Here is a 20,547-nt window from a genome sequence, read left to right as displayed (position 1 = left end):
CGGCTACTCGGCCTGTGCCTCGGCCTTCGCCGCGGCGATGGCGGCGTGCACCTCGGACATGTCGAGACCGCGCACCTGCGAGATGAGGTCCTCGAGTGCCGGGGCGGGGAGGGCGCCGGCCTGCGAGAAGACGAGCACGCCGTCGCGGAACGCCATGAGCGTGGGGATCGACGTGATCTGCATCCCGCTCGCGAGTTCCTGGTTCGCCTCAGTGTCGACCTTGGTGAACACGACGTCCTGGTGCTGCTCGCTCGACTGCTCGAAGACGGGGCCGAAAGCCTTGCACGGGCCGCACCACTCGGCCCAGAAGTCGACCAGGACGATGCCTTCGGCCGACACGGTGTCCTCGAAGTTCGAGATGGTCAGTTCCTGCGTGGTCATCGTGTGCCCTTCGGATCGGTGGTCGGACGCGTCGCATCCGACTGACGAGCCTACCCGCGGACGACGGGCCGTCCTCCCCTACCGCAGCGGAGTCGGTGGCACGACGATCGTGACGTCAGACGGCGGCGAGGCGCAGGTCGAGCCCGATGTCGGTGAGCGACTCGGCGACGTCCTCGGGCAGATCGGTGTCGGAGACGACCGCGTCGAGCCCGTCGAGTGGTGTCACGTTGAACCGTTCGAACGTCCCGAACTTCGTACTGTCGGCGAGCAGCACGCAGCTCGACCCGGCGGCCATCGCCGCCTGCTTCAGCACCACTTTGTCGGACACCGGCGTCGTGACGCCGTGCGCGAGATCCCAGGTCCCCGTGCTGAGGAAGACGACGTCGAGGTTGACGGCGCCCAGGGTCGCCGCGGCGAGGGCCCCGCTGGACGATCCGCTGGAGACGTCGACGACGCCGCCCGTGTGGATGGTCTCGATCCCCGGGTGGTCGAGGAGTGTCGTGACCACCAGGAAGTCGTTCGTGACGACGGTGAGGTTCCGTCGGTCGGCGAGGAACGGGACGACGGCCTCGCACGTGGTGCCGGCGTCGAGGAACAGGACCATGTCGTCCTCGACCAGGCCGGCGGCGAGTTCGGCGATCGCACGCTTCCGCGGCAGTTCGAGCCCCGCTCTCGACGCCCGCTCCCGGGGTGGTTCCGATCCGCTCCGTTCGCTCAGTCGGACGCCGCCCTGCACCGAGACGACCTGACCGCCCTCCTCCAATGCGGCGATGTCGCGACGCACCGTCATGTGGGAGACACCGAGGAGCTCGACGATGTGCCGGATGCTCAACACGCCCGCGCTCCGCAACAGGCGGAGGATCTCCTGGTGGCGTTGCTCCGGGATCAGGGGCGAGGAGGAACTCATGCCGCGAGCCTATCGGTCCGCAGAGATCGATCGTCGTGATTTTGAGACGATATGTGAATCTATGTGAATCCATGGGGTAATGTGATCCGCGATGCTTACCAAATACGACGTCCTCGGCACGATCCACGAGACCGGCGCGATCCTCATCCTGCGCCTCGACAGCACCGACGAGGCGATCCAGGTCGCGCGGGCGGCGATCGCGGGCGGCTTCCGTGCCCTCGAGATCACACTGTCCGTCCCCGACGCCCTGGGCGCCATCCGCACCCTCTCCGAGGAGTACGCCGATCAGGGAGTCGCCATCGGTGCCGGGACCGTCCTCGACGCCGAGGCCGCGTTCGCCTGCATCCAGGCCGGTGCCCGGATCCTCGTGAGTCCCAACCTCGACGAAGGCATGATCCGCACCGCAGCGCGCTACCAGGCCGTCTCGATCAGCGGGGCGTTCACACCGACCGAGATCGTCGACACGATGTCCGCCGGCGCCGACATCGTCAAGCTGTTCCCCACCGAGATCGCCGGACCCGAATACCTCAAGACGGTCCGGGCGCCATTGGCGCAGGCACCGATCCTCCCCGCGGGCGGAGCCACACCCGAGAACGTCGGGACCTGGTTCGCCGCCGGGGCCGTCGCCGTGGGCGTCGGCAGCGCGGTCACGAAGGCAGCACGCGCCGACGGCGACTACGGCAAGGTCACCCGCGCAGCTGAGGAGTTCCTCGCGGCGATCGCCGCCGCTCGGGCCTGACACCCGTTCCTCGCGCCCAGCGCGACGCAGTACCCACCACCACACGAAGGAGTGCATGGCATGAGCCAGATCGACAGCGAGGCACCGGTCCTCACCAAAGCCGAGAAGAAGAGCGTCCGGATCCGATGGTTCCTGGTCGGGTTCCTCGTGCTCGGCGGGGTCGTGAACTACCTCGATCGATCCACGCTGAGCGTGGCGAACACGACGATCGCTCAGGAGTTCGGACTCAATGCCCTCCAGATGGGGCTGCTGCTGTCGGCGTTCTCCTGGCCCTATGCCATCGCGAACCTGCCGGCGGGCTTCCTCGTCGACAAGTTCGGTCCGAAGAAGATGTTCGCGTTCGCCGCCGGTGCGTGGTCGCTCGTCTCGATGGTGACCGCCGCCGCGAACTCGTTCGGCTTCCTGTACGCGGCCCGCGTCGCCCTCGGCATCGCCGAGTCGCCGTTCTTCACCTCCGCGCTGAAGGTCAATGAGCGCTGGTTCAACAAGTCGGAGCGCGCGCTCCCGGTGTCCCTCGTGAACACGGGCTCGCAGATCGCCAACGCGATCGCCCCGCCACTCCTCACCTTCCTCCTGCTCACCATGAGCTGGCGAGGCATGTTCATCATCGTCGGCGCGTTCGGGATCGTCATCGCGCTCGTCTGGCTCCGCATCTACCGTGATCCGACGCTCAAGGAGCAGTCGATGATCAAGGGCGCCGAGGCCGAGGCCCGTGTGGTCGCCACGGTGGAGCAGGTCGCCTGGGGCCAGCTGTTCAAGCACCGCAACACCTGGTTCATGGTGCTCGGGGCCTTCGGCATCTTCTACACCGTGTGGGTCTACCTCACCTGGCTCCCCAGCTACCTCCAGACCGCCCGCGGCTTCAGCCTCGCCGACAGTGGATGGTTGGCTTCGCTCCCGTTCCTCTGCGGCATCGTCGGCGTCGTCTTCGGCGGATGGCTCTCGAGCCGTCTGGTGCAGCGGGGCGTCGGTACCGTCCGCGCCCGGAAGATCCCGATCGTCGGCGGCGCGCTCCTCGCAGCCGCGAGCGTGCTCCCCGTCGCCTACGTGGACAACACCGCCCTCGCCGTCGCGCTGCTGTCGGTCGGATACTTCGCGTCGCAGGTCCCCATCGGCTGCCTGTGGACCCTCGCCTCGGACATCGCCCCGTCCAACCAGGTCGCGTCGCTCGGCGCGATCCAGAACTTCGGTGGGTTCATGGGGGCGGCCGTCGCACCCGTCGTCACCGGTGCGATCCTCACGGCGACGGACGGCAACTACACCCTCGTCTTCCTCATCGGCGGCGTACTCCTCCTGGTCGGCGCGCTGTCGTACGGACTGTTCGTCAAGGAACGTCCGGCCGCGGCCGTGACGGCGTAGCGTGACCCGATGAGTCCGAAACTCTACTTCGTCATCGGCCCCGCGGGGTCAGGGAAATCGACGGTGAGCGCGCTCATCGCCGAGCGGGTGTCGGCGGCCTACCTCGACAAGGACTCGGTGGCGACGTTCTTCACCGAGACCCTTCTCGAGGCCGCCGGCACCGATAAGGACGAACGGGACAACAACGAGTACTACCAGCGGGTCGTGATGGACCTCGAGTACCGGACCCTCCTCCGGCTCGCCGGAGACAACCTCAGACTCGGCATGTCGGTCGTCCTCGACGCACCGTTCGTGCGGTACTTCCCGCAGAGTGGGTTCCTCGAGGAGGCGGCGAGCGAGCACTCGTGGCCGCGGGAGGTCGACATCGTCGTCGTGCACGTGACCGTCGACGGCACTCGCGTCAAGGATCGCGTGCACGCCAGAGGCTATGAGCGGGACACCTGGAAACTGGCGAACTGGGACGAGTTCTGGGCGACCGCGCAGGCGGCTGAGTGCCGATGGCGTGGAGCCCACCACATCCTGTTCGACAACAGCGCCGACGGCGAAGCCGCCGAACGCCTCGACGAAGCGCTCGCCGCCCTGGCGTGACGCGCCCGTCAGTGCCCGGGCGGCTGCTCCGGGAGGAGCAGGAGCCGGCGCTGTTTCCGCGACATGATCAGGAGCACCCCGCCGAGGACCGCGAACAGGACACCGCCACCCACGACGATGCCGCCGATGAACCCTCCGAGGAAGCCGTAGCCGTCGCCGCTGCTGTTGACGAGGATGACCACACCGACGATCACGGCGAGCACACCGATCCCGAGGACGACCCAGGACATGACGAGATAGGTGCGGAACGCGCGCGCTCCATGGAACGTCGGCCGGATGCCGTACTGGGTTCCGACGTACTGGGCCCAGCGTGAGCCGGTCCACCACCTCGTCGCCCGAGACGACACGGAGTACCAACCGGCACCGGGACCGTCCTGCTCACCGGGTAACGGACGGACCACGTCCGTGACCACCGGGGTGCCGACCGGCTGCGGGATCCGCCGCACGGCGGTCGTCTGGGCGGCGATACCGAACCAGAGCAGCGTCAGGAGGAGCATCGGGAATCCGTTGAACGACAGGTGGGTGGACAGCGCGCCGAGGCTGAACTGCGCGATCGCCAGCACGAGGAAGACCGATCCGAACACCCAGGCCAAGCTCGGCTGCTCGGTGGTCGCCCAATCGGTCCCGGGCTTCCCGTTCTTGACCCTGAGCCCCGTCCAGTGCGAGCCGTCCCACCATCGGAGCTGATCCGGCCCGGTCGGATACCAGCCCAGCTGCGGTCCGGACGGCAGCTGCGACGGCGACACCATGGGAGTCGGCGCCAGCGGTGCGACCGGCACCTGCTGTTGCTGCACCGGTCGCGCGGCGTCGGCCTCCTGAGCGGTCCACCGCGTTCCATCCCACCAGCGCAGCTTGCCCGGCGTCCCCGCCTCGTACCATCCCGGTGCAGCGGTCATCGCTGCTCCTTCCCCCGAAGATCACGCTCATGACGTCCATGCAGCGACCCCAGTGTCCCGTCTGCGAGTCATCGCGGCAAGCCGCCGTTGTCGAACATCGTGCGAGCCAGGTAGGTTGACGGCGACGCGATGAAGGGACCACCGTGGCCAGACGCAAGACGCCGGAGCAGATCGCCGACGAGCAACGTCGCTACGAGCTTGCGCGATCGGCGAGCACGTTCGAGGAGTTCTCCGTCCTCGCGAACGACCCCAATCAGGCGATCCGCGCCGCTGCGGCGCACAACCCGGCAGCCGACCCAGCGGCGTTGGAGCTCTTTCTCCAGGACCGCTTCTGGGGTGCGCGCATCGAGATCGCGCTGCACCCGAACGCGACCGACGAGCTCCTGCTCCGTCTCCTCGAAGCCGATCCGCGCAAGCGCGGCGTCGTCCACCACGAGGCGGAACGCCGGCTGGCCGCGAAAGGTGTCCGCTTCGACGACGACGGCCTCCCGACCATTGGTCCGGTGGCTCCGCACTGAGCCTCGAGATGCGACTGTTGCCTCACAGGTGCAGGTGCGTGCGTACCCAGCGTCGTCCGGTGGTGGCGGCGAGGTGTTCGGCGAGCGCATCGGCGACCTCAGGCGTGTCGGTCGCCACCGCGACCGCCAGTTCACCGATCGCCACGGAGTCCAGCAGGTTCCATTCGCCGACATGTGCCCGGAGACCGCAGTCAGCGCACGGCGCAACCCGTTCGTCGCCGTCCCACCAGGCCGCAAGGATCGTGTCGGCGATGTCCGTGCTGAGCAGCGACCCGCAGGAGGGACAGGCAGGGTCCGTCGTGCCGTCGCCGACTCCGTAGACTCCGCGCGCCGCCAGGATGACGAGTGAGTCTCGCTCGGGCCTCGAGAACGGGGATCTCACGGTCTGCCCGAGCGCGAGCGCGACGTGATTCGGGTACAGCCAGTCGGTCACGGTGATGCTCCGGTCGATCCAGCCGGTCGCCTCGAGCAACTCGTCCAGCTCGACCGATGCCGACTCGAGGCGGGCGGCGCTGATGTCGATGTCGACGATCAACTCGCGGTGGTCTCCCATGCACCGATCCTAGGTGCGGAGCCGCCGACACCGGCCGGATGTCGTGAGAACCGAGGGCCGCTAGCATGACGGACATGGCAGGCTCAGCGACCCGGTGTCCCGACGACGTGGGCGGTCGCCTCGCGCGGAGCGTCTGTTGAGCCCGTACAGCCAGGTCGACTGGGACGCGAGCCCCGAGCATCCGTCGTCCGTCGCCGAACCGTATCTGATGGGTACCGGCGTCGTCACCGACGAGGACACCGGGAGTCGACCGCTCTCGCCACCGCACCGTCATCCGGACGCCATGCTCGCCTGGTGCTACCGCGGCACCGTGTGGGTGCATCTCCCGAACGCGATGTGGCGCCTCGCACCGGGTCAGGGCGTCTGGATCCCAGCACACACGCCGCACACCGCGCACCACGAGCGCGACTCCACCGGGTGCTACACCTACCTCCCTGCCACCTCGCTGATCGCGCCCGTCGAGACCGTCACCCAGGTCCTGGTCCCGCGCGCGGTGCAGGAGATGTTGCTGCACCTCGGGATCAACGACATGCCGACCGACCTCCGGGTCCGTGCGCAGGCGGTCCTCATCGAGATGCTGCAGCAGCCCGCGCCGGAGACGGCGGACGGCTGGGGCGAGATCCCGATGCCGTCAGACGATCGTGTCCGTCCGCTCGTCCGTGCGATCCTCGCCGACCCGGGTGACCTCCGGGGCGCGCGCGAGCTGTTCGACGTGCACGGCCTCCACGAGCGCACCGTGCTACGGATCTTCCAACACGACACCGGGATGAGTTTCGCCCGGTGGCGGACGGGCGTCCGGATGACGCTGGCGGCGCGGCTGATCATCGACGGCATGCCGATCGGGGCGGCCGCGCACCGGTGCGGGTACGCGTCCTCGAGCGCCTTCTCCGCGAGCTTCCGAGCCCGGTTCGGCATGACCCCTCGGGAGTACGTGGCACGGGTGCAGGCGGACCCCGCCCACCAGCTCTACTGGCGCTGATCCACCCGGGCACGCACCACCGTGTCGGATCCGCGACAGAACTCGTCGGTTCCTCGACGCTGTCGCGCGCGGAAGCGCCCTACGATCGTTCTGTTAGGACATGCTTACCTAACTTCTGGATCGCCAGCGGTGATCCCACTCCCCCCTCTTCAAAGGAGCCCCATGCCGCACGCTTTCGCGCGCCCGAACGCCCGCCGAGGATCCACCCTCCTCGCCGCCGTCATCGCCACCGCTCTCGCCCTCGCCGGATGTTCGGCCGCCACCGGCGACACCGGATCGACGACGGCATCGACCGACGGCGTCGTCATCGAACACGCCCACGGTGAGACCGTCATCCCGGAGAAGCCGGAACGGATCGTGGCCCTCGGGTGGATGACGCCCGACATCGTCGCCGCCCTCGGCACCAACCCCGTCGGCATCGAAGAGGTCTGGGGTGCCGGTGAGAGCGGCTACCAGCCCTGGTTCGAGGACTACGTCTCCGAGGCGTACGGCGAGATGCCCGAGATCATCCCCTTCACGGACGACGGCCCGAACTACGAGGCGATCAAGTCCCTGAAGCCCGACCTGATCCTGAGTCTCTACTCCGGTGTCACCGACATCGAATACGAGCGGCTCACCGAGATCGCCCCGACCGTCCCCTACATCGAGGGACCCTGGAACCCGGGCACCTGGGAGGGCATGACCCGCACCGTCGGGAAGGCGATGTCGGAGGAGGCCAAGGCCGAGGAGCTCATCGGCGAGACCGAGGACCTCATCACCTCCCTCGCCGACGCACACCCCGAGTTCGACGACAAGAGCTTCGTCTGGGGCCTCACCCTGAACGAGGGCGGGACGGACCTCGGCGTCTACCTCGAGTACGACCCGCGGGTCCGCATCACCGAAGCGCTCGGCTTCACCTCGACCTCGGCGATGGACAGCTTCCTCGCGAGCGCCGAGGGCGACAACTGGTACACCGGCGTCAGCCTCGAGCAGCTCTACGACGTGGACGCCGACCTGTTCGCCGCATGGGGCGGGAGTGCCGAGGAAGGGACGTACACGGTCGAGAACGCCGTGGTGTCGCGCTGGGCGCCGATCGCCGCCGGGTCCTACGTGATCTACGCCGACGCCGCCAAGGCCTCGGCGATCAGCGCGCCGACCGTCCTGTCCCTGCAGTACGTCCTGCCCGGCTACGTCGACGACCTCGCAGCGGCGCTGCAGGGCGAGCCGACCATCGACGGCAAGTGACGTCGGAGATGTCCCGGTCCGCCGCCCCGTCAGCAGCGCCGGCTGCGGGCGGGGCGGCGGACGTCCCGACGCGCGGTGGGGCCGGACGCGCGGACGTCTCGCCCCACCGCACCGGGACGCTCGCCGTCGGGCTCCTCGTCGCCACCGTGGTGCTGATCGCCGCAGCCGTCGCCTCACTCGCCATCGGCAATCGGGCCATCGATCCACTGACCGTCGTCCGCGCGCTCGTCGCCTACGACGACGCGAACCCCCTGCACCTCATGGTCATGGAGCTGCGCGTCCCACGGACGCTGCTCGGCATCCTGGTCGGTGCGGCGCTCGCCGTCTGCGGCGGGCTCATCCAGGCCTTCACCCGCAACCCGCTCGCCGACCCGGGCATCCTCGGGGTGAACGCCGGTGCGTCGTTCGCCGTGACCTTCGCGGTCGGTGTCCTGGGACTGACGACTCCCGGCACCTACGTCCCGTTCGCCCTGGCGGGTGCGTTCATCCTCACGGTGATCGTCTACACGCTCGGATCCGTCGGGGCCTCGGGCGCGACCCCGATGAAACTGACCCTCGCAGGGGTCGCCCTCGGTGCCGCCTGCACCGGTTTCACCACCGCGATCGTGCTGCGGGACGAAGGCACCCTCCAGGTCATGCGCTTCTGGAGCGTGGGATCCATCGGAGGCCGCACCCTCGACCAGCTCACGTGGGCTGCTCCGCTGATCGTCGCGGGCCTCGTGATCGGTCTGCTCTGCGCCCGGTCGCTGAATGCGCTGACCCTGGGAGACGAGCTCGCCCAGGCGCTCGGGGCGCGAGTGCGCAGCACCCGGGTGTGGGTCGTCGTCGCCGTCACCCTCCTGGCCGGTACGGGCGTCGCAGCCGCCGGTCCCATCGCCTTCGTGGGACTCATGATCCCCCATGTCGTCCGCTGGTTCACGGGCCCCGACCAGCGCTGGGTGCTGACGTACTCGATGGTGATCGGCCCCGCGTTCCTGCTGCTCGCAGACGTCCTCGGCCGGATCGTGTTGCCCTCCGGAGAGCTCCGGGTGGGGATCGTCACGGCGCTCCTCGGCGCTCCCATCCTGATCATGCTGGTGCGTCGGAAGCGGGTGAGCGGGCTGTGAGCGTCATCGACCACGGCCGACGCCAGATCCGCGTGGAGACCGCGCACATCGCGACGCTCGTACCCGTGCGGTCCGTCCTCGTGTGCCTCGGACTCGTCGTGGTGATCATCGGAGCAGGGCTGTTCGCGATGACGATCGGTGCGTACGAGATCGGCTTCGACGCGGTGATCCGGGCGATCGTCGACCCCGCGTCCGACCCGGACGTCCGCCAGGTCGTGACCGAGTGGCGACTGCCGAGGGTGCTGTTCGCGGTGCTCTGCGGAGCGGCGCTCGCGCTCGCCGGAGGCATCTTCCAGTCGCTCACCCGCAACCCGCTCGGCTCACCGGACATCATCGGGTTCGGTGTCGGCGCGCAGTTCGGTGTCACGCTGACGATGCTCGTCCTCGGGCTCAACACCTACCTGTTCAAAGCCGCCGGGGCACTCGTCGGCGGTCTGCTGACCGCCCTGCTCGTCGCCGTCCTCGCGAACCGCCACACCATGTCGTCCTTCCGGCTGATCATCGTCGGCATCGGCGTCTCGGCCGGGCTCGGTTCCCTCACCTCCTGGATCCTCATCTCCGTCAGCGTCGAGCAGGCGATGATGGCGGCCACCTGGGGCGCAGGCTCCCTCGCCTCGCTCGGCTTCGACCAGCTGCTCCCCGCCGCCACGGCCTTCGTCGTGTTCGCCCTGCTGGCACGGCCACTCCGACGATCGCTCCCCGTGCTCGAGATGGGCGACGACGCCGCCATGGCCCTCGGGGTGCGTCCTGGACGCACTCGCCTGATCGCCATGGTGGTCGGCGTGGCCCTCGTGGCACTCGTCACCGCCGCGGCCGGCCCGATCTCGTTCATCGCTTTGGCCGCCCCGCAGATCGCTCAACGGCTCACCCGCTCGAACACCCCGATGGGCCTCGCGCCGGTGATGCTCACCGGAGCCGCCCTGGTCGTCGTCTCCGACGCCGTCGCCCAGCTGCTCGCGGTCCCGGTCGGCGTGGTGACGCTCTCGGTCGGTGGCATCTATCTGACCTGCCTGCTGGCCGCCCAGTTCGTGCGCCGCACGTGAAAGGAACTCCCATGACCACGTCGCTCCTCGCCCGCGACCTCACCCTGGGCTACGGCGATGCTCCGATCGTCTCCGAGCTGTCGCTCGAGGTGCCGGACGACTCGTTCACGATCATCATCGGACCGAACGCCTGCGGCAAGTCGACCCTGCTCCGCGGACTCGCACGGCTCCTGCGCCCGACCGCCGGTGCCGTCCTCCTCGACGGGACGGACATCCGCGCGTCGAAGCCGAAGGACACCGCTCGCCGACTCGGGCTCCTCCCCCAATCCGCCATCGCCCCCGACGGGATCACCGTCGCCGACCTCGTCGGGCGTGGGCGGTTCCCGCACCAGAGCGCGATGCGGACGTGGAGCAGCGCCGACGAAGCGGCTGTCTCGGAGGCGATGGCCGCGACCGGGGTCACGGAGCTGTCCCGCCGGCTGTTCGACGAGCTCTCGGGCGGTCAACGGCAACGCGTCTGGGTCGCGATGGCACTCGCCCAGCAGACGAAGCACCTGCTGCTCGACGAGCCGACGACCTTCCTCGACATCGCGCACCAGATCGAGCTGATGGAGCTGTTCACGGATCTGCACCGCAGCGGCACGACCCTCGTCGCGGTCCTCCACGACCTCAACCACGCCGCCCGCTATGCGACCCATCTCGTCGCGATGCGCGACGGCGCGATCGTCGCCCAGGGCGATCCGCAGGAGATCATCACCGCCGACCTCGTGGAGGCCGTGTACGACCTGCCGTGCCAGGTCATCACCGACCCCGTCTCCGGTACCCCGCTGGTACTCCCGCTCGGACGGCGGAGCCGGTGAGCGGGACGACGACCAGCACGCCGCGGCGCCTCTTCGGCATCGCGCTGGGAGCGGACGGTCGCGGCGCCATGCTCGTCGCCGCGACCGGCCTCCTCATCGTGCACGCCCTCTCGGAGGCGGCGATCCCCGTGATCATCGGGGCGACCATCGACCGCGCGGTGGTGCCGTCCGATCCGGTCGCCCTCGGGGTCTGGATCGGGCTCCTGGTCGGGACCTTCCTCGTCCTGACGGTGAGCTATCAGTCGGCGTCGCGCCTCATGGTGTCGATCTACGGGCACGGCGAACAGGCGCTCCGGCACCTCACACTCTCCCGGATGCTTCGGCCGCAGCTCTCACGACAGAACCTTTCGGCGGGTGAGGCTCTGACGGTCGTCACGTCCGACACCTACCGGGTGGCCGGCGTCGCCTGGTCGGTCGCGCAGCAGTCGGCGACCATCGCGGCCATCATCGGAGCCGCGCTGGCGATGTCGGTGATCTCGCCGGTGGCGACGATCGTGGTGTTCGTGTCGACCATCGGGATGATGCTCGTCATGCGCGTCGTGTCACGCCCGTTGGAACGCCGCGGCTTCGCCGAGCAACGGGCGGCGACCGAGGCCGGAGCGGTGGCCGCCGACTTCATGAGCGGGTTCCGAGTGCTCGTGGGCATCGGTGGGCGTGCTGAAGCCGTCCGGCGATATGACGCCGCCAGTGACGTCTCACGACGCGCAGCGACGGCCGCCGGGCGGTCCCTCGCCCTCTTCGACGCCGTGAGCGGCACGCTGGCGGCATTCGTCATGGCCGCACTCGTCGGCCTGTCCGCCTGGTTCGCCGCGGAGGGGCGGATCAGCATCGGCGAGCTCGTGACGGTGCTCGGCCTCGCGCAGTTCATCAGCGGATACCTCGCACAGGCGGGATCATTCCCGTCCAACTGGATCCACAAGCTCGCCTCCGCCAAGCGCTTGGCCGCGGTCGTCGACGCCGACGACCTGCTCCAAGTGGGCGGTCGGCCGGACGGGCTGTCCGACTCCGGCCCTGCGACCGACGTCGTGCTGTCCTTCCGCCCCGAACACCAGGACCGACCGGTGGACGTCCGTGCTGGTGAACTGCTCGGCGTCCGGCCGCCCGACAGCGACACGGCGCGCGCCCTCTCCCGTCTGCTCGGCATGCGGACCCCCGCCGAGCGCGGCAGCGTCTCGCTCGCCGTCGACCGCAGACTCGTCGACCAGCTGGACCTCGACCCGGTGGCGTACCGCCGTCGTGTGGTCGCGCCACCGCACGGCCAGCGCATCATGAGCGGCACCCTGGCGGAGGCGGTCCGCGGTCATGACGTGACCGGCGACCCGGATGCGGTGTTCGTCGGCATGGCGGCGCTCGACGACGCGGTCGTGCAGCTCGGCGGCTGGTCGTCACCGGTCGGTGAGGCGGGCAGACGGCTCTCCGGCGGGCAGCGCCAGCGCGTCGGCATCGCCAGGGCGCTCCATGCCGGTGCGGACGTGCTCGTCCTCGACGAACCGACGTCGGCCGTCGACGTCCTCACGGAGACCCGCATCGCCCGAGCACTCGCGGCGCACGACGGCACCGTCGTCGTCATCACCACCTCGCCGGTCCTGTTGAACGCTTGCGACAGGGTCGTCGAGCTCACTCCCGGTTCGGAGACCCGCCATGACTGATCCCGCCACGGAGCCCACCACCGCCGAGATGCTCCCCGTCTCCGACGGCTCCCGCGTCCGAACCGTCGTCGGTGCCCTCCTCCGACGACACCGCGGACGGACCGCCGCCGTGGTGGTCCTCTTCCTCGCAGCCGCCGCACTGGGTGTCGTGATGCCCGCGTGTCTCGGGCGGATCGTGGACGCCGTCGCTTCCGATGCCGGGCTGAGCGTCGTCTCAGGCTGGGTGGCCGCAGCCGCCGTCGGCGCTGTCGGGGCCGTCGCGTTGACGCTGTGGGCGACTCGGGTGCTCACGGGGCTGGTGCAGGACCTCCTCGCCGAACTGCGCGAGGACGTGTTCGCCTCGGCCATGCGACTCCCGGTGAGCACCGTCGACGACGGTGAGCGTGCCGATCTCCTGTCCCGGGTCACCGGCGACGTCGACGCGGTCGCGGAGGCCGGCGGGAACGTCGCCCCGACACTGCTCTCCGCCGGGTTCGCGATCGGGGTGTCGGCCGTCGCCCTGGCAGCCGTCGACCCATGGCTCGCGCTCGCCGGTCTCGCCTCGGCGCCGTGCTACGTCCTCGGGACCCGAGCGTTCCTCCGGCGATCCCGAGTGGTGTTCCGCACGGTCCGGATCCGCGAAGCGTCGCGGAGTCAGGTCGTGCTGGACGCGGTCGACGGCGCGGAGACCCTCGCAGCGTTCGCCGGGACGCACCACGCGCTCGAACGTGTCCGGGAACGCGCGGCCGCCTCCATCGACGCGCAGATCGAGGGCGTGCGGGTCGCGAACCGCTTGTTCCGATGGATCAACTCGGGTGAGCTCGTCGGGCTGTCGGCGATCCTGGCGACCGGCTTCCTCCTCAACCTGCAGGGCACGATCACCGTCGGACTCGTGACCACCGCCGCGCTCCTGTTCCACCGGCTGTTCGATCCGGTCGGCCGGCTCATCTTCGGGCTCGACGACATCCAGCGGGCCACGGTCGGGCTGGCTCGGCTCGTCGGGGTCATCGACCTCGCAGCAGCGTCGTCCGCGATGCCGGAGTCGCCCTCGCCCGTCGGCGGTGCCGCAGGCGGCGTCGCCGCAGCGCCTGGGATCCGAGTGCGCGACCTGACGTTCCGGTATCCGACCACGGATCGTGGGATCGCGGAGGTCACCATCGACGTACCGCCCGGCACGACCACAGCGCTCGTCGGCACGTCCGGCTCGGGCAAGAGCACCCTGGCGAGGGTCGTCGCCGGACACCATCCCCCGACGTCGGGGCGGGTGCTCGTCGGCCATACCCCGTACTACCTGTCGCAGGAGCTCCACCACTTCCGTGGCTCGATCGCCGACAACCTCAGGCTCGGCGCGCCGGACGCCAGCCGGGACGAGATGGTCTCGGCGCTCCGTGCCGTCGGAGCCGAGTGGGCGGTCACCGCGTTGCAGGACGACCCGCCGGCGGACCCGACCGGCTCGAGGCCGTCGCCCGTGCCGCTGGACGAGGGACGCATCCAGCAACTCGCGGTCGCTCGGGCGCTCCTGGCGGACCCGGCGATCGTGATCCTCGATGAGGCGACGGCCGACGTCGGCTTGCACCATCGCGACGCCGTCGAAGCGGCGATCGCCGCCCTCCGGACGGACCGGACCGCGCTACTGATCGCGCACCGGTTGGAGCAGGCCGCCACGGCCGACCGGATCGCGGTCTTCGCGGACGGTCGGATCGTCCAACACGGCACGCACGCGGAACTCCTCGCCTCCCCCGGCCCCTACCGCGAGTCCTGGCTCGCGCACAGCCCGCATCCGACCCAGCACACCGAACCGACCCGAGAGGCCGAGACGCCATGAAGATCCACCGCGGCATCGTGACCGTAGCGACACCCCTGAGTCCGAACCTGATCCGCATCACCCTCGGCGGTCCGGGCGTCGAGGACTTCGTCAGCACCGGCACGGGTGATGAGTACGTCCGCGTGTTCTTCCCCCACGGCGCCGACCCGACGGACGTCTCGCTCCCGGTACCGGCAGGCGACTGGTGGGAGACGCCGGAGGGCTCACCGCAGGCACCGATGCGGACCTACACGATCAGCGCTGTGCGGCAGGACCCCGTCGAGATCGACATCGACTTCGTCGTGCACGAGGCCGGGGTCGCGGGGCCGTGGGCGGCTCGCGCCCAGCCCGGACACGTGCTCGGCCTGAACTCGCCCACCGGCCTGTACGCGCCGCCCGCCGACATCGCTTGGCAGGTCCTCGTCGCTGACCTCACCGGTCTTCCCGCAGTCACGCGCATCGTCGCACAGAGTCCGCCCGGACTGCGGACCCGCGTGGTGCTCGAGGTGCCGAGCGAGCAGGATCGGATCGCGGTCGAAACGAACGACGACGTGACGGTCACCTGGGTGGTGGGCGGCAACGGACACGGCCCGAGTGCGCTGGGCCGACTCGTCCGGAGTGTCGTGGACGAGCACCTCCCGCTCGATCAGGGCTACATCTGGGTGGCGGGTGAGACGGTGGCCCTCCGCGACGTGCGCAAGTATCTGCGCAAGGAGCTCGGGCTACCCGCCACCCGCTTCAAGGTCGTCGGGTACTGGACGCCGATCACCGCGTGGGACGAGAAGTTCGCCGCCCTCCCGGCGTCCGTCCAACAGGAGCTCGACGCGATCTGGACGACCGAGGAGGACGCTGAGCCGGAGGATGTGCAGATCCGGTTCGAGGAGCAGCTCGACCGCCTCGGCCTCTGACCGCGGTGGGGTGAGTGCCCACGCGCGCCATCACCCCAGGAGGCCGACCGGTGCGATCCACACGGTGGACTCCCCCGGAACCGCGCCGGCTTGGAGTGCACCCAGGACGACGGCATCGTGCTCCGCCTCGAGCGGGAACGGCGCGGTGCCGAAGTTCGTCACGACCTGCCAACCGTTCGGCCGGGTGAATCGAATGACGTCCGTCCGCCCCGTCTCGATCCACTCGAGGCGTTCCTCGGTCTGCAGCAGACGTCGCAGCCGGAGCGCCTCACGGTAGAGCGAGAGCGTCGAGGTCGGATCTGCAGCCTCGACGTCGACCGCGTACTCGGCGAACCAGGCCGGTTGCGGCAGGTGCGCGACCGCACCCCCGAAGCCGAAGGCCGGTCCGTCCGCCGACCACGGCAGCGGTACGCGGCAACCGTCGCGGCCCAGCCCGTCGTACTCGCCGCCGCGGAAGAACGCGGGATCCTGGCGCTGCTCCGCCGTGATCGCAGCGACCTCCTGCAGGCCGAGCTCCTCACCCTGGTAGAGGTAGGTGCTGCCGGGAAGTCCGAGGAGCAGGAGCGTCGCCGCTCTGGCGCGTCTGAGCCCCCGGTCGCGATCGATGTCGGCCTCGGGTCCACCCGCCGCGACCCACTCGGTGCCCTGCTTCACCGGTCGCCCGGCCAGGGGCGGGAGTCCGTACCGCGTGGCGTGACGGGTCACATCGTGGTTGGACAGCACCCACGTCGTCGACGACCCCGTCTCCGCCGCCTGTGCCAGGTTGTCGGTGATGACCGTGCGGAACTCGGCGGCATCGAAGTCCGCCTCGAGCAGGTCGAAGTTGAAGGCCTGGCCGAGTCCCTCCGCCGATGCGTACTTCGCCCGACGCTCGGGCGAACTCACCCACGCTTCGGCGACCGCGGTGCGCGGCGGGTCGTACTCCTCGAACACCCGCCGCCACTCCGCGTACACCTCGTGCACGTCGTCGCGGTCGAGCAGCGGGTGGGTGCCGTCCTGCGGCATCTGCTCCAGCTCAGCGCGACTCGGCAGCGGTTCGGTGAGGTCCTTCGTGAGCATGTGCGCGACGTCGATCCGGAAGCCGTCCACGCCCCGATCCGACCAGAACCGCAACGTCTTCAGGAAGTCGGCGCGGACCTCGGGGTGGTCCCAGTTGAGGTCCGGCTGTTCGGTGGCGAAGTTGTGGAAGTACCACTGGCCGTCCTCGACCCGCTCCCAGGCGGGGCCACCGAAGACCGACTCCCAGTCGGTGGGCGGTTCCTCCCCCGATGCGCCCTTCCCCTCGCGGAAGACGTACCGGTCGCGAGCCGCCGACCCGCGGCCGGCGGCGAGCGCCTCCTGGAACCACTCGTGCAGATCCGAGGTGTGGTTCGGCACGATGTCGACGATGACCCGGATACCGCGCTCGTGCAGTGCGGCGATCAGCTCGTCGAAGTCCTCCAGCGTGCCGAGCCGCGGGTCGACGTCGCGGTAGTTGGCGACGTCGTACCCGCCGTCGGCCAGCGCCGAGGGATAGAACGGACTGAGCCAGATCGCGTCGATCCCGAGGCCGGCGAGGTAGTCGACCCGGGAGCGGATGCCCGGCAGGTCGCCGAGACCGTCCCCGTCCGCGTCGGCGAAGCTCCGCGGGTAGATCTGGTACACGGCGGCCTGACGCCACCAGATGGCGGCGGCCGTCCGCCGGGCGTCGGCGGACTCGGTGTCGGTGTCGGTGTCGGTGTCGACGAGTAGTGCGTCGGTCATGACGGCGTGGTCCTCGGACTTTCTGGTGGTGGATGGATCCGGTGTCGGTCGGTCGGACGGGTCACCCCTTGACGGCACCCTGGGTGACGCCCGACATCACCCAACGCTGCGCGAACAGGTAGGCGATGATCGCGGGGGCCATCGCCATCAGGTACGAGGCGAAGGCGACGTTGTAGTTGCTGCTGAACTGGGTCTGGAAGAGGTTCTGCCGCACCGGGAGGGTCTGGAGTCCCGCGTCCGAGATGATCAGCGACGGCATCATGAAGTCGTTCCAGGCGTAGAGGAACGCGAAGATGCCGACCGTGGCGCTCATGGGAGCCAGGAGCGGGAAGATCAATCTCCAGAACGTCTGCCAGGTGCTCGCACCGTCGATGCGCGCACTCTCCTCGAGTTCGATCGGGATCGATCGCAGGAACGCCGTGAACAGCAGCACGCTGAAGCTCAGCTGGAACATCGTGGCGAGGATGATCACCCCGAACGGGTTGTCGAGTCCGACGCGACCGGTCAGCTGGATCTGCGGCAGGGCGACGACCGGGAACGGGATGAACATCGCGGCGAGCAGGTAGAAGAACGAGAAGCGGAACAGTCGGCGATCCCAGTTGCGCACGATGGCGTACGCGGCGAAGGAGGCCAGGATGATGGTCGCGACCACGGTCCCTGCGGTGACGAGCAGCGACATCGCGAAGCCGACCGGGAACTTCGTGAGCGTCCAGGCCTGGACGAAGCCGTCGATGCTGAACGGTGCCGGGAGCGAGAAGGCGTTGCCGTCGACCGACTGGGTGTCGGTCTTGAACGCCATCGAGATCGTCACGTAGAGCGGCAGCAAGACGGTCACGGCGCAGAGCAGCAGGATGATCGTCGTCGACCAGCTCACCCGCTCTCCCCTCGTCCGCTGCTTCGGGGTGGCGTTCGCCGTGGTGATGGACTGGGTGCTGAGCACGGTTGGCGTGGCCATCAGAGTGCGTTCCTTCCGCGCGTCGCCGAGAGTTGCACGAGGGCGATGATGATCGTGATGATGAAGAACAGGGTGGCCGTGGCCATCTGGTAGGCGTAGTCACCCGTCTGGAACCCGCGGATGATCGTCATCGAGATGCTCCGCGTGGAGGTGCCCGGGCCACCGTTGGTCAGGCCGACGATGATGTCGTAGGCGTTCAGGTAGTTCTTGAAGCCGAGGATCACGTTGATCACGACGTATCCCATCACCAGCGGCAGGGTGATCCGCAGCAGCTGCTGGCGCTTGTTCGCGCCGTCGAGCGACGCCGCCTCGTAGACATCACCGGGGACCGCGAGGAGACCCGCGATGTAGATGAGCAGCGTGCCGGGGATCGACTGCCAGGCCGTCACGATCACGATGCCGAGCCAGGCCAGGTCCGGGTTGGAGAGGATGCTCGTCTCGAGGAACGGGATCCCGAGCGCCGAGCCGGCGGCCGGCACCGAGTTCATGAAGAGGAACTGGAACACGTAGGCGATGATGATGCCCGAGATGACCATCGGGATGACGAAGATCCCGCGAAGTCCCATCTTGAAGCGGATCTTCGCGGTCAGGCCGACCGCGAGCAGGAACGCGATGACGTTCACCGCGATGACCGTCACGAGCGAGAACCCGAAGGTGAAGAGGAAGCTCGTGAGGATGGCCGGGTCACTGAACGCGGCGATGTAGTTCGTGAAGCCGATGAACTCCCAGTCGCCGATCCCGATGGAGTCGGTGAAGCTGAAGAAGATGCCGACGACGCCGGGGAGCGTGATTGCGAGTGTGAAGAGGATGACGGCTGGGAAGAGGAAGAAGTAGTAGATCGGCTCGACCCGTTTGGTGCTGCGTCGGACCTTCGGGTTGCCCCCGGTCACGATCGATGTGGTGGCGCTCATTCGGAACCCTCCTTGCTCGTGACGGGCGGCTGTCGGAACGCGAGTCGTGCCCAGTCCGCGTCCATGGTGCGGAGCATCGACGCCGCGTTGGTGCCGAGGACCAGCGACTGCGCGTAGTTCTCGGTCGGGATGGCGCGGGGGTTGAGCACGCCCGGCCCCTGGTAGAACGCGCCTGCGTCGTAGTACGGGATCATGCCCGCGACGCGCGGGTCGTCGGGAGCCTTGCCGCCGTCCGTCGGGACGAACCCGAGCTGCGACTCGTTGTACGCCTGGATGATCTCCGGCTGGAAGAGGTACTCGAGGAAGTCACGGGCACCCTCCGGGTTCTTCGCCTCCTCGGGGATGATGGTGACGAGGTCGAGGTTCACCCGGACCTTGAGGTCCTTCGGGTCTTCGGTCATCGGCAGCGGGAAGGTCCCGAGGTCGAGATCCGGTGCGGTGAGTGCGATCTGGCTGAACGCCCACGGGCCCTGCAGGTACATGGCGCCCTTGCCCTCGGCGAAGGCGACATTGCCGGCGTCGTAGGTGCGACTCGGCGCATCAGCCTGCGTGTACTCCTTGGCGAGCAGCTGCATCTTCTCGATGGGCTCCAGGAAGTCCTTCTCGAACGAGACCGGAGCATCCGGTCCCACCTCGGTGCCTTCCTCCGCGAGCCGGTCGTAGAAGTCCGGGATGTCGACGGCGCCACCGACCGAGTAGTCGAACCAGCCCTGGTTGGCGGTCCAGGCATCGGCGAACGTCGCGTAGAACGGCGCCACGCCGGCCGCCTTCAGCGTGTCGGAGACGGCGATGAGTTCACTCCACGTCGTCGGCACCTCGAGGCCGTACTCGGCGAAGATCGTCTTGTTGTAGATGACGGACGCGGCCATCACCGAGTAGGGCAATGCACTCGTGCGTCCCTCGCACACGCCGTACTGGTCCAGCAACGGCTGGAGGTCGTCGCGGATGGACGCCGCCGCCGTCGTATCGGACAGGTCGGAGAGCGCGCACCGTTCGACGAAGCGCGACACTTCGTGGTTGTAGTTCGAGAGCATGAGGTCCGGCGGGTTGCCGCGGACGAAGCTCGCCGCGAGCGGATCGGGCCCCGAGGTGTCCATGACGACCTCGTACTGCTGCTGCGAGGCGTTGTAGTCCGCGACGGCCTGGTTCATGAAGGTGAACGCCTCACGCTTGCTGAACGTGAAGTGGATGGTCTCGCGGCCATCACTCGAGCAACCGACGAGGACGCTGGCCAGGAGCGCCACACCCGCCACTCCGGCCGTGGCGCGTATCGCGCGTTTCAGTGGGTTCGACATCATTGTCCTTCCGCGGAACCCTCGATGGATCCGCTGACTAAATACAGAGAGTAAATCAACTGATGACGGAAACTCTGCCATCCGTTCGACGTCTGGTCAAGCACCGGTTCCATCACGACATCCGCGGGTCGGACACCGTGATCGTTCACGGTTCTGCGCACGGTGCAGTGCCTCCCCGGCTCGGCGTCCGCGCGCGGCCTGCGGATCGTG

Annotated in this window: 20 protein-coding genes; 12 read left to right on the top strand and 8 right to left on the bottom strand. The window is 68.9% G+C overall.

Annotation, left to right across the window (positions count from 1 at the left end; genetic code table 11):
* Positions 1–3: 3 nt before the first annotated feature.
* Complete coding sequence (gene trxA / locus GV015_RS12495) at positions 4–381, bottom strand: thioredoxin (protein WP_056006082.1); 378 nt, start codon at positions 379–381, stop codon at positions 4–6.
* A gap of 115 nt (positions 382–496) precedes the next feature.
* Positions 497–1,288, bottom strand: coding sequence for a DeoR/GlpR family DNA-binding transcription regulator (locus GV015_RS12490; RefSeq protein ID WP_124769268.1), 792 nt, complete (start codon positions 1,286–1,288; stop codon positions 497–499).
* 91 nt (positions 1,289–1,379) lie between these two features.
* Between GV015_RS12490 and GV015_RS12485 the strand changes: the two genes are divergently transcribed.
* The 3 genes from GV015_RS12485 to GV015_RS12475 are packed head-to-tail and all read left to right on the top strand — an operon-like array spanning position 1,380 to position 3,974.
* The gene (locus GV015_RS12485; protein WP_159878655.1) at positions 1,380–2,027 is read left to right on the top strand and encodes a bifunctional 4-hydroxy-2-oxoglutarate aldolase/2-dehydro-3-deoxy-phosphogluconate aldolase; all 648 of its coding nucleotides are present in this window, start codon (positions 1,380–1,382) and stop codon (positions 2,025–2,027) included.
* A gap of 60 nt (positions 2,028–2,087) precedes the next feature.
* Complete coding sequence (locus GV015_RS12480) at positions 2,088–3,386, top strand: MFS transporter (RefSeq protein WP_159878653.1); 1,299 nt, start codon at positions 2,088–2,090, stop codon at positions 3,384–3,386.
* Between the two features lie 9 nt (positions 3,387–3,395).
* Entirely contained in the window at positions 3,396–3,974 is a 579-nt protein-coding gene (locus GV015_RS12475) for an AAA family ATPase (protein ID WP_159878651.1), read from the top strand.
* An 8-nt stretch (positions 3,975–3,982) separates the two neighbouring features.
* Here GV015_RS12475 and GV015_RS19050 read toward each other — a convergent pair whose 3' ends face one another.
* Positions 3,983–4,870, bottom strand: a complete 888-nt coding sequence (locus GV015_RS19050) for a DUF2510 domain-containing protein (protein WP_201299388.1) — start codon at positions 4,868–4,870, stop codon at positions 3,983–3,985.
* 143 nt (positions 4,871–5,013) lie between these two features.
* On the opposite strand from GV015_RS19050, the gene GV015_RS12465 reads away from it, so the two are divergent.
* Entirely contained in the window at positions 5,014–5,388 is a 375-nt protein-coding gene (locus GV015_RS12465) for a hypothetical protein (protein ID WP_159878649.1), read from the top strand.
* A 22-nt stretch (positions 5,389–5,410) separates the two neighbouring features.
* On the opposite strand, the gene GV015_RS12460 is transcribed toward GV015_RS12465, so the two are convergent.
* The gene (locus GV015_RS12460) at positions 5,411–5,941 is read right to left on the bottom strand and encodes a hypothetical protein (protein WP_159878647.1); all 531 of its coding nucleotides are present in this window, start codon (positions 5,939–5,941) and stop codon (positions 5,411–5,413) included.
* Positions 5,942–6,077: 136 nt separating this feature from the next.
* Here GV015_RS12460 and GV015_RS12455 point away from each other — a divergent pair, with 136 nt between their 5' ends.
* The 8 genes from GV015_RS12455 to GV015_RS12420 all read left to right on the top strand — a co-directional run bounded on the left by GV015_RS12455 (position 6,078) and on the right by GV015_RS12420 (position 15,433).
* Positions 6,078–6,920 carry an AraC family transcriptional regulator gene (locus GV015_RS12455; protein WP_159878645.1) on the top strand — a complete coding sequence of 281 codons (843 nt, stop codon included), beginning with the start codon at positions 6,078–6,080 and terminating at the stop codon, positions 6,918–6,920.
* 162 nt (positions 6,921–7,082) lie between these two features.
* Entirely contained in the window at positions 7,083–8,144 is a 1,062-nt protein-coding gene (locus tag GV015_RS12450) for an ABC transporter substrate-binding protein (RefSeq protein WP_079705834.1), read from the top strand.
* A gap of 8 nt (positions 8,145–8,152) precedes the next feature.
* Entirely contained in the window at positions 8,153–9,250 is a 1,098-nt protein-coding gene (locus tag GV015_RS12445; RefSeq protein WP_159878643.1) for an iron ABC transporter permease, read from the top strand.
* On the top strand, positions 9,247–10,293 hold the full coding sequence (locus GV015_RS12440; protein WP_159878641.1) for an iron chelate uptake ABC transporter family permease subunit: 1,047 nt from the start codon (positions 9,247–9,249) through the stop codon (positions 10,291–10,293). The genes GV015_RS12445 and GV015_RS12440 overlap by 4 nt, the downstream gene beginning before the upstream one ends.
* Before the next feature lie 11 nt (positions 10,294–10,304).
* On the top strand, positions 10,305–11,093 hold the full coding sequence (locus GV015_RS12435) for an ABC transporter ATP-binding protein (protein ID WP_159878639.1): 789 nt from the start codon (positions 10,305–10,307) through the stop codon (positions 11,091–11,093).
* Positions 11,090–12,742, top strand: coding sequence for an ABC transporter ATP-binding protein (locus GV015_RS12430; protein WP_159878637.1), 1,653 nt, complete (start codon positions 11,090–11,092; stop codon positions 12,740–12,742). The genes GV015_RS12435 and GV015_RS12430 overlap by 4 nt, the downstream gene beginning before the upstream one ends.
* The gene (locus GV015_RS12425; protein WP_159878635.1) at positions 12,735–14,546 is read left to right on the top strand and encodes an ABC transporter ATP-binding protein; all 1,812 of its coding nucleotides are present in this window, start codon (positions 12,735–12,737) and stop codon (positions 14,544–14,546) included. Before GV015_RS12430 ends, GV015_RS12425 begins: the two co-directional genes overlap by 8 nt.
* Entirely contained in the window at positions 14,543–15,433 is an 891-nt protein-coding gene (locus GV015_RS12420; protein WP_159878633.1) for a siderophore-interacting protein, read from the top strand. Before GV015_RS12425 ends, GV015_RS12420 begins: the two co-directional genes overlap by 4 nt.
* Positions 15,434–15,463: 30 nt before the next feature.
* On the opposite strand, the gene GV015_RS12415 is transcribed toward GV015_RS12420, so the two are convergent.
* From GV015_RS12415 to GV015_RS12400, 4 genes are all read right to left on the bottom strand, one after another.
* On the bottom strand, positions 15,464–17,176 hold the full coding sequence (locus GV015_RS12415; protein WP_159878631.1) for a glycoside hydrolase family 13 protein: 1,713 nt from the start codon (positions 17,174–17,176) through the stop codon (positions 15,464–15,466).
* A gap of 61 nt (positions 17,177–17,237) precedes the next feature.
* Positions 17,238–18,131 (bottom strand): carbohydrate ABC transporter permease, encoded by an 894-nt coding sequence (locus GV015_RS12410; RefSeq protein ID WP_085510777.1) that lies wholly within the window; start codon positions 18,129–18,131, stop codon positions 17,238–17,240.
* A complete protein-coding gene (locus tag GV015_RS12405; protein WP_079002413.1) occupies positions 18,131–19,042 on the bottom strand; it encodes a carbohydrate ABC transporter permease in 912 nt (303 codons plus the stop codon). Before GV015_RS12405 ends, GV015_RS12410 begins: the two co-directional genes overlap by 1 nt.
* Positions 19,039–20,337: an ABC transporter substrate-binding protein gene (locus GV015_RS12400; RefSeq protein WP_159878629.1), complete on the bottom strand. Its 1,299-nt coding sequence runs from the start codon at positions 20,335–20,337 to the stop codon at positions 19,039–19,041. Before GV015_RS12400 ends, GV015_RS12405 begins: the two co-directional genes overlap by 4 nt.
* Positions 20,338–20,547: the final 210 nt, after the last annotated feature.

Origin of the sequence: Plantibacter sp. T3 (assembly GCF_902506515.1) — a bacterium.
GTDB lineage: Bacteria > Actinomycetota > Actinomycetes > Actinomycetales > Microbacteriaceae > Plantibacter > Plantibacter auratus.
This window is presented reverse-complemented; position numbering and strand designations above follow the sequence as displayed.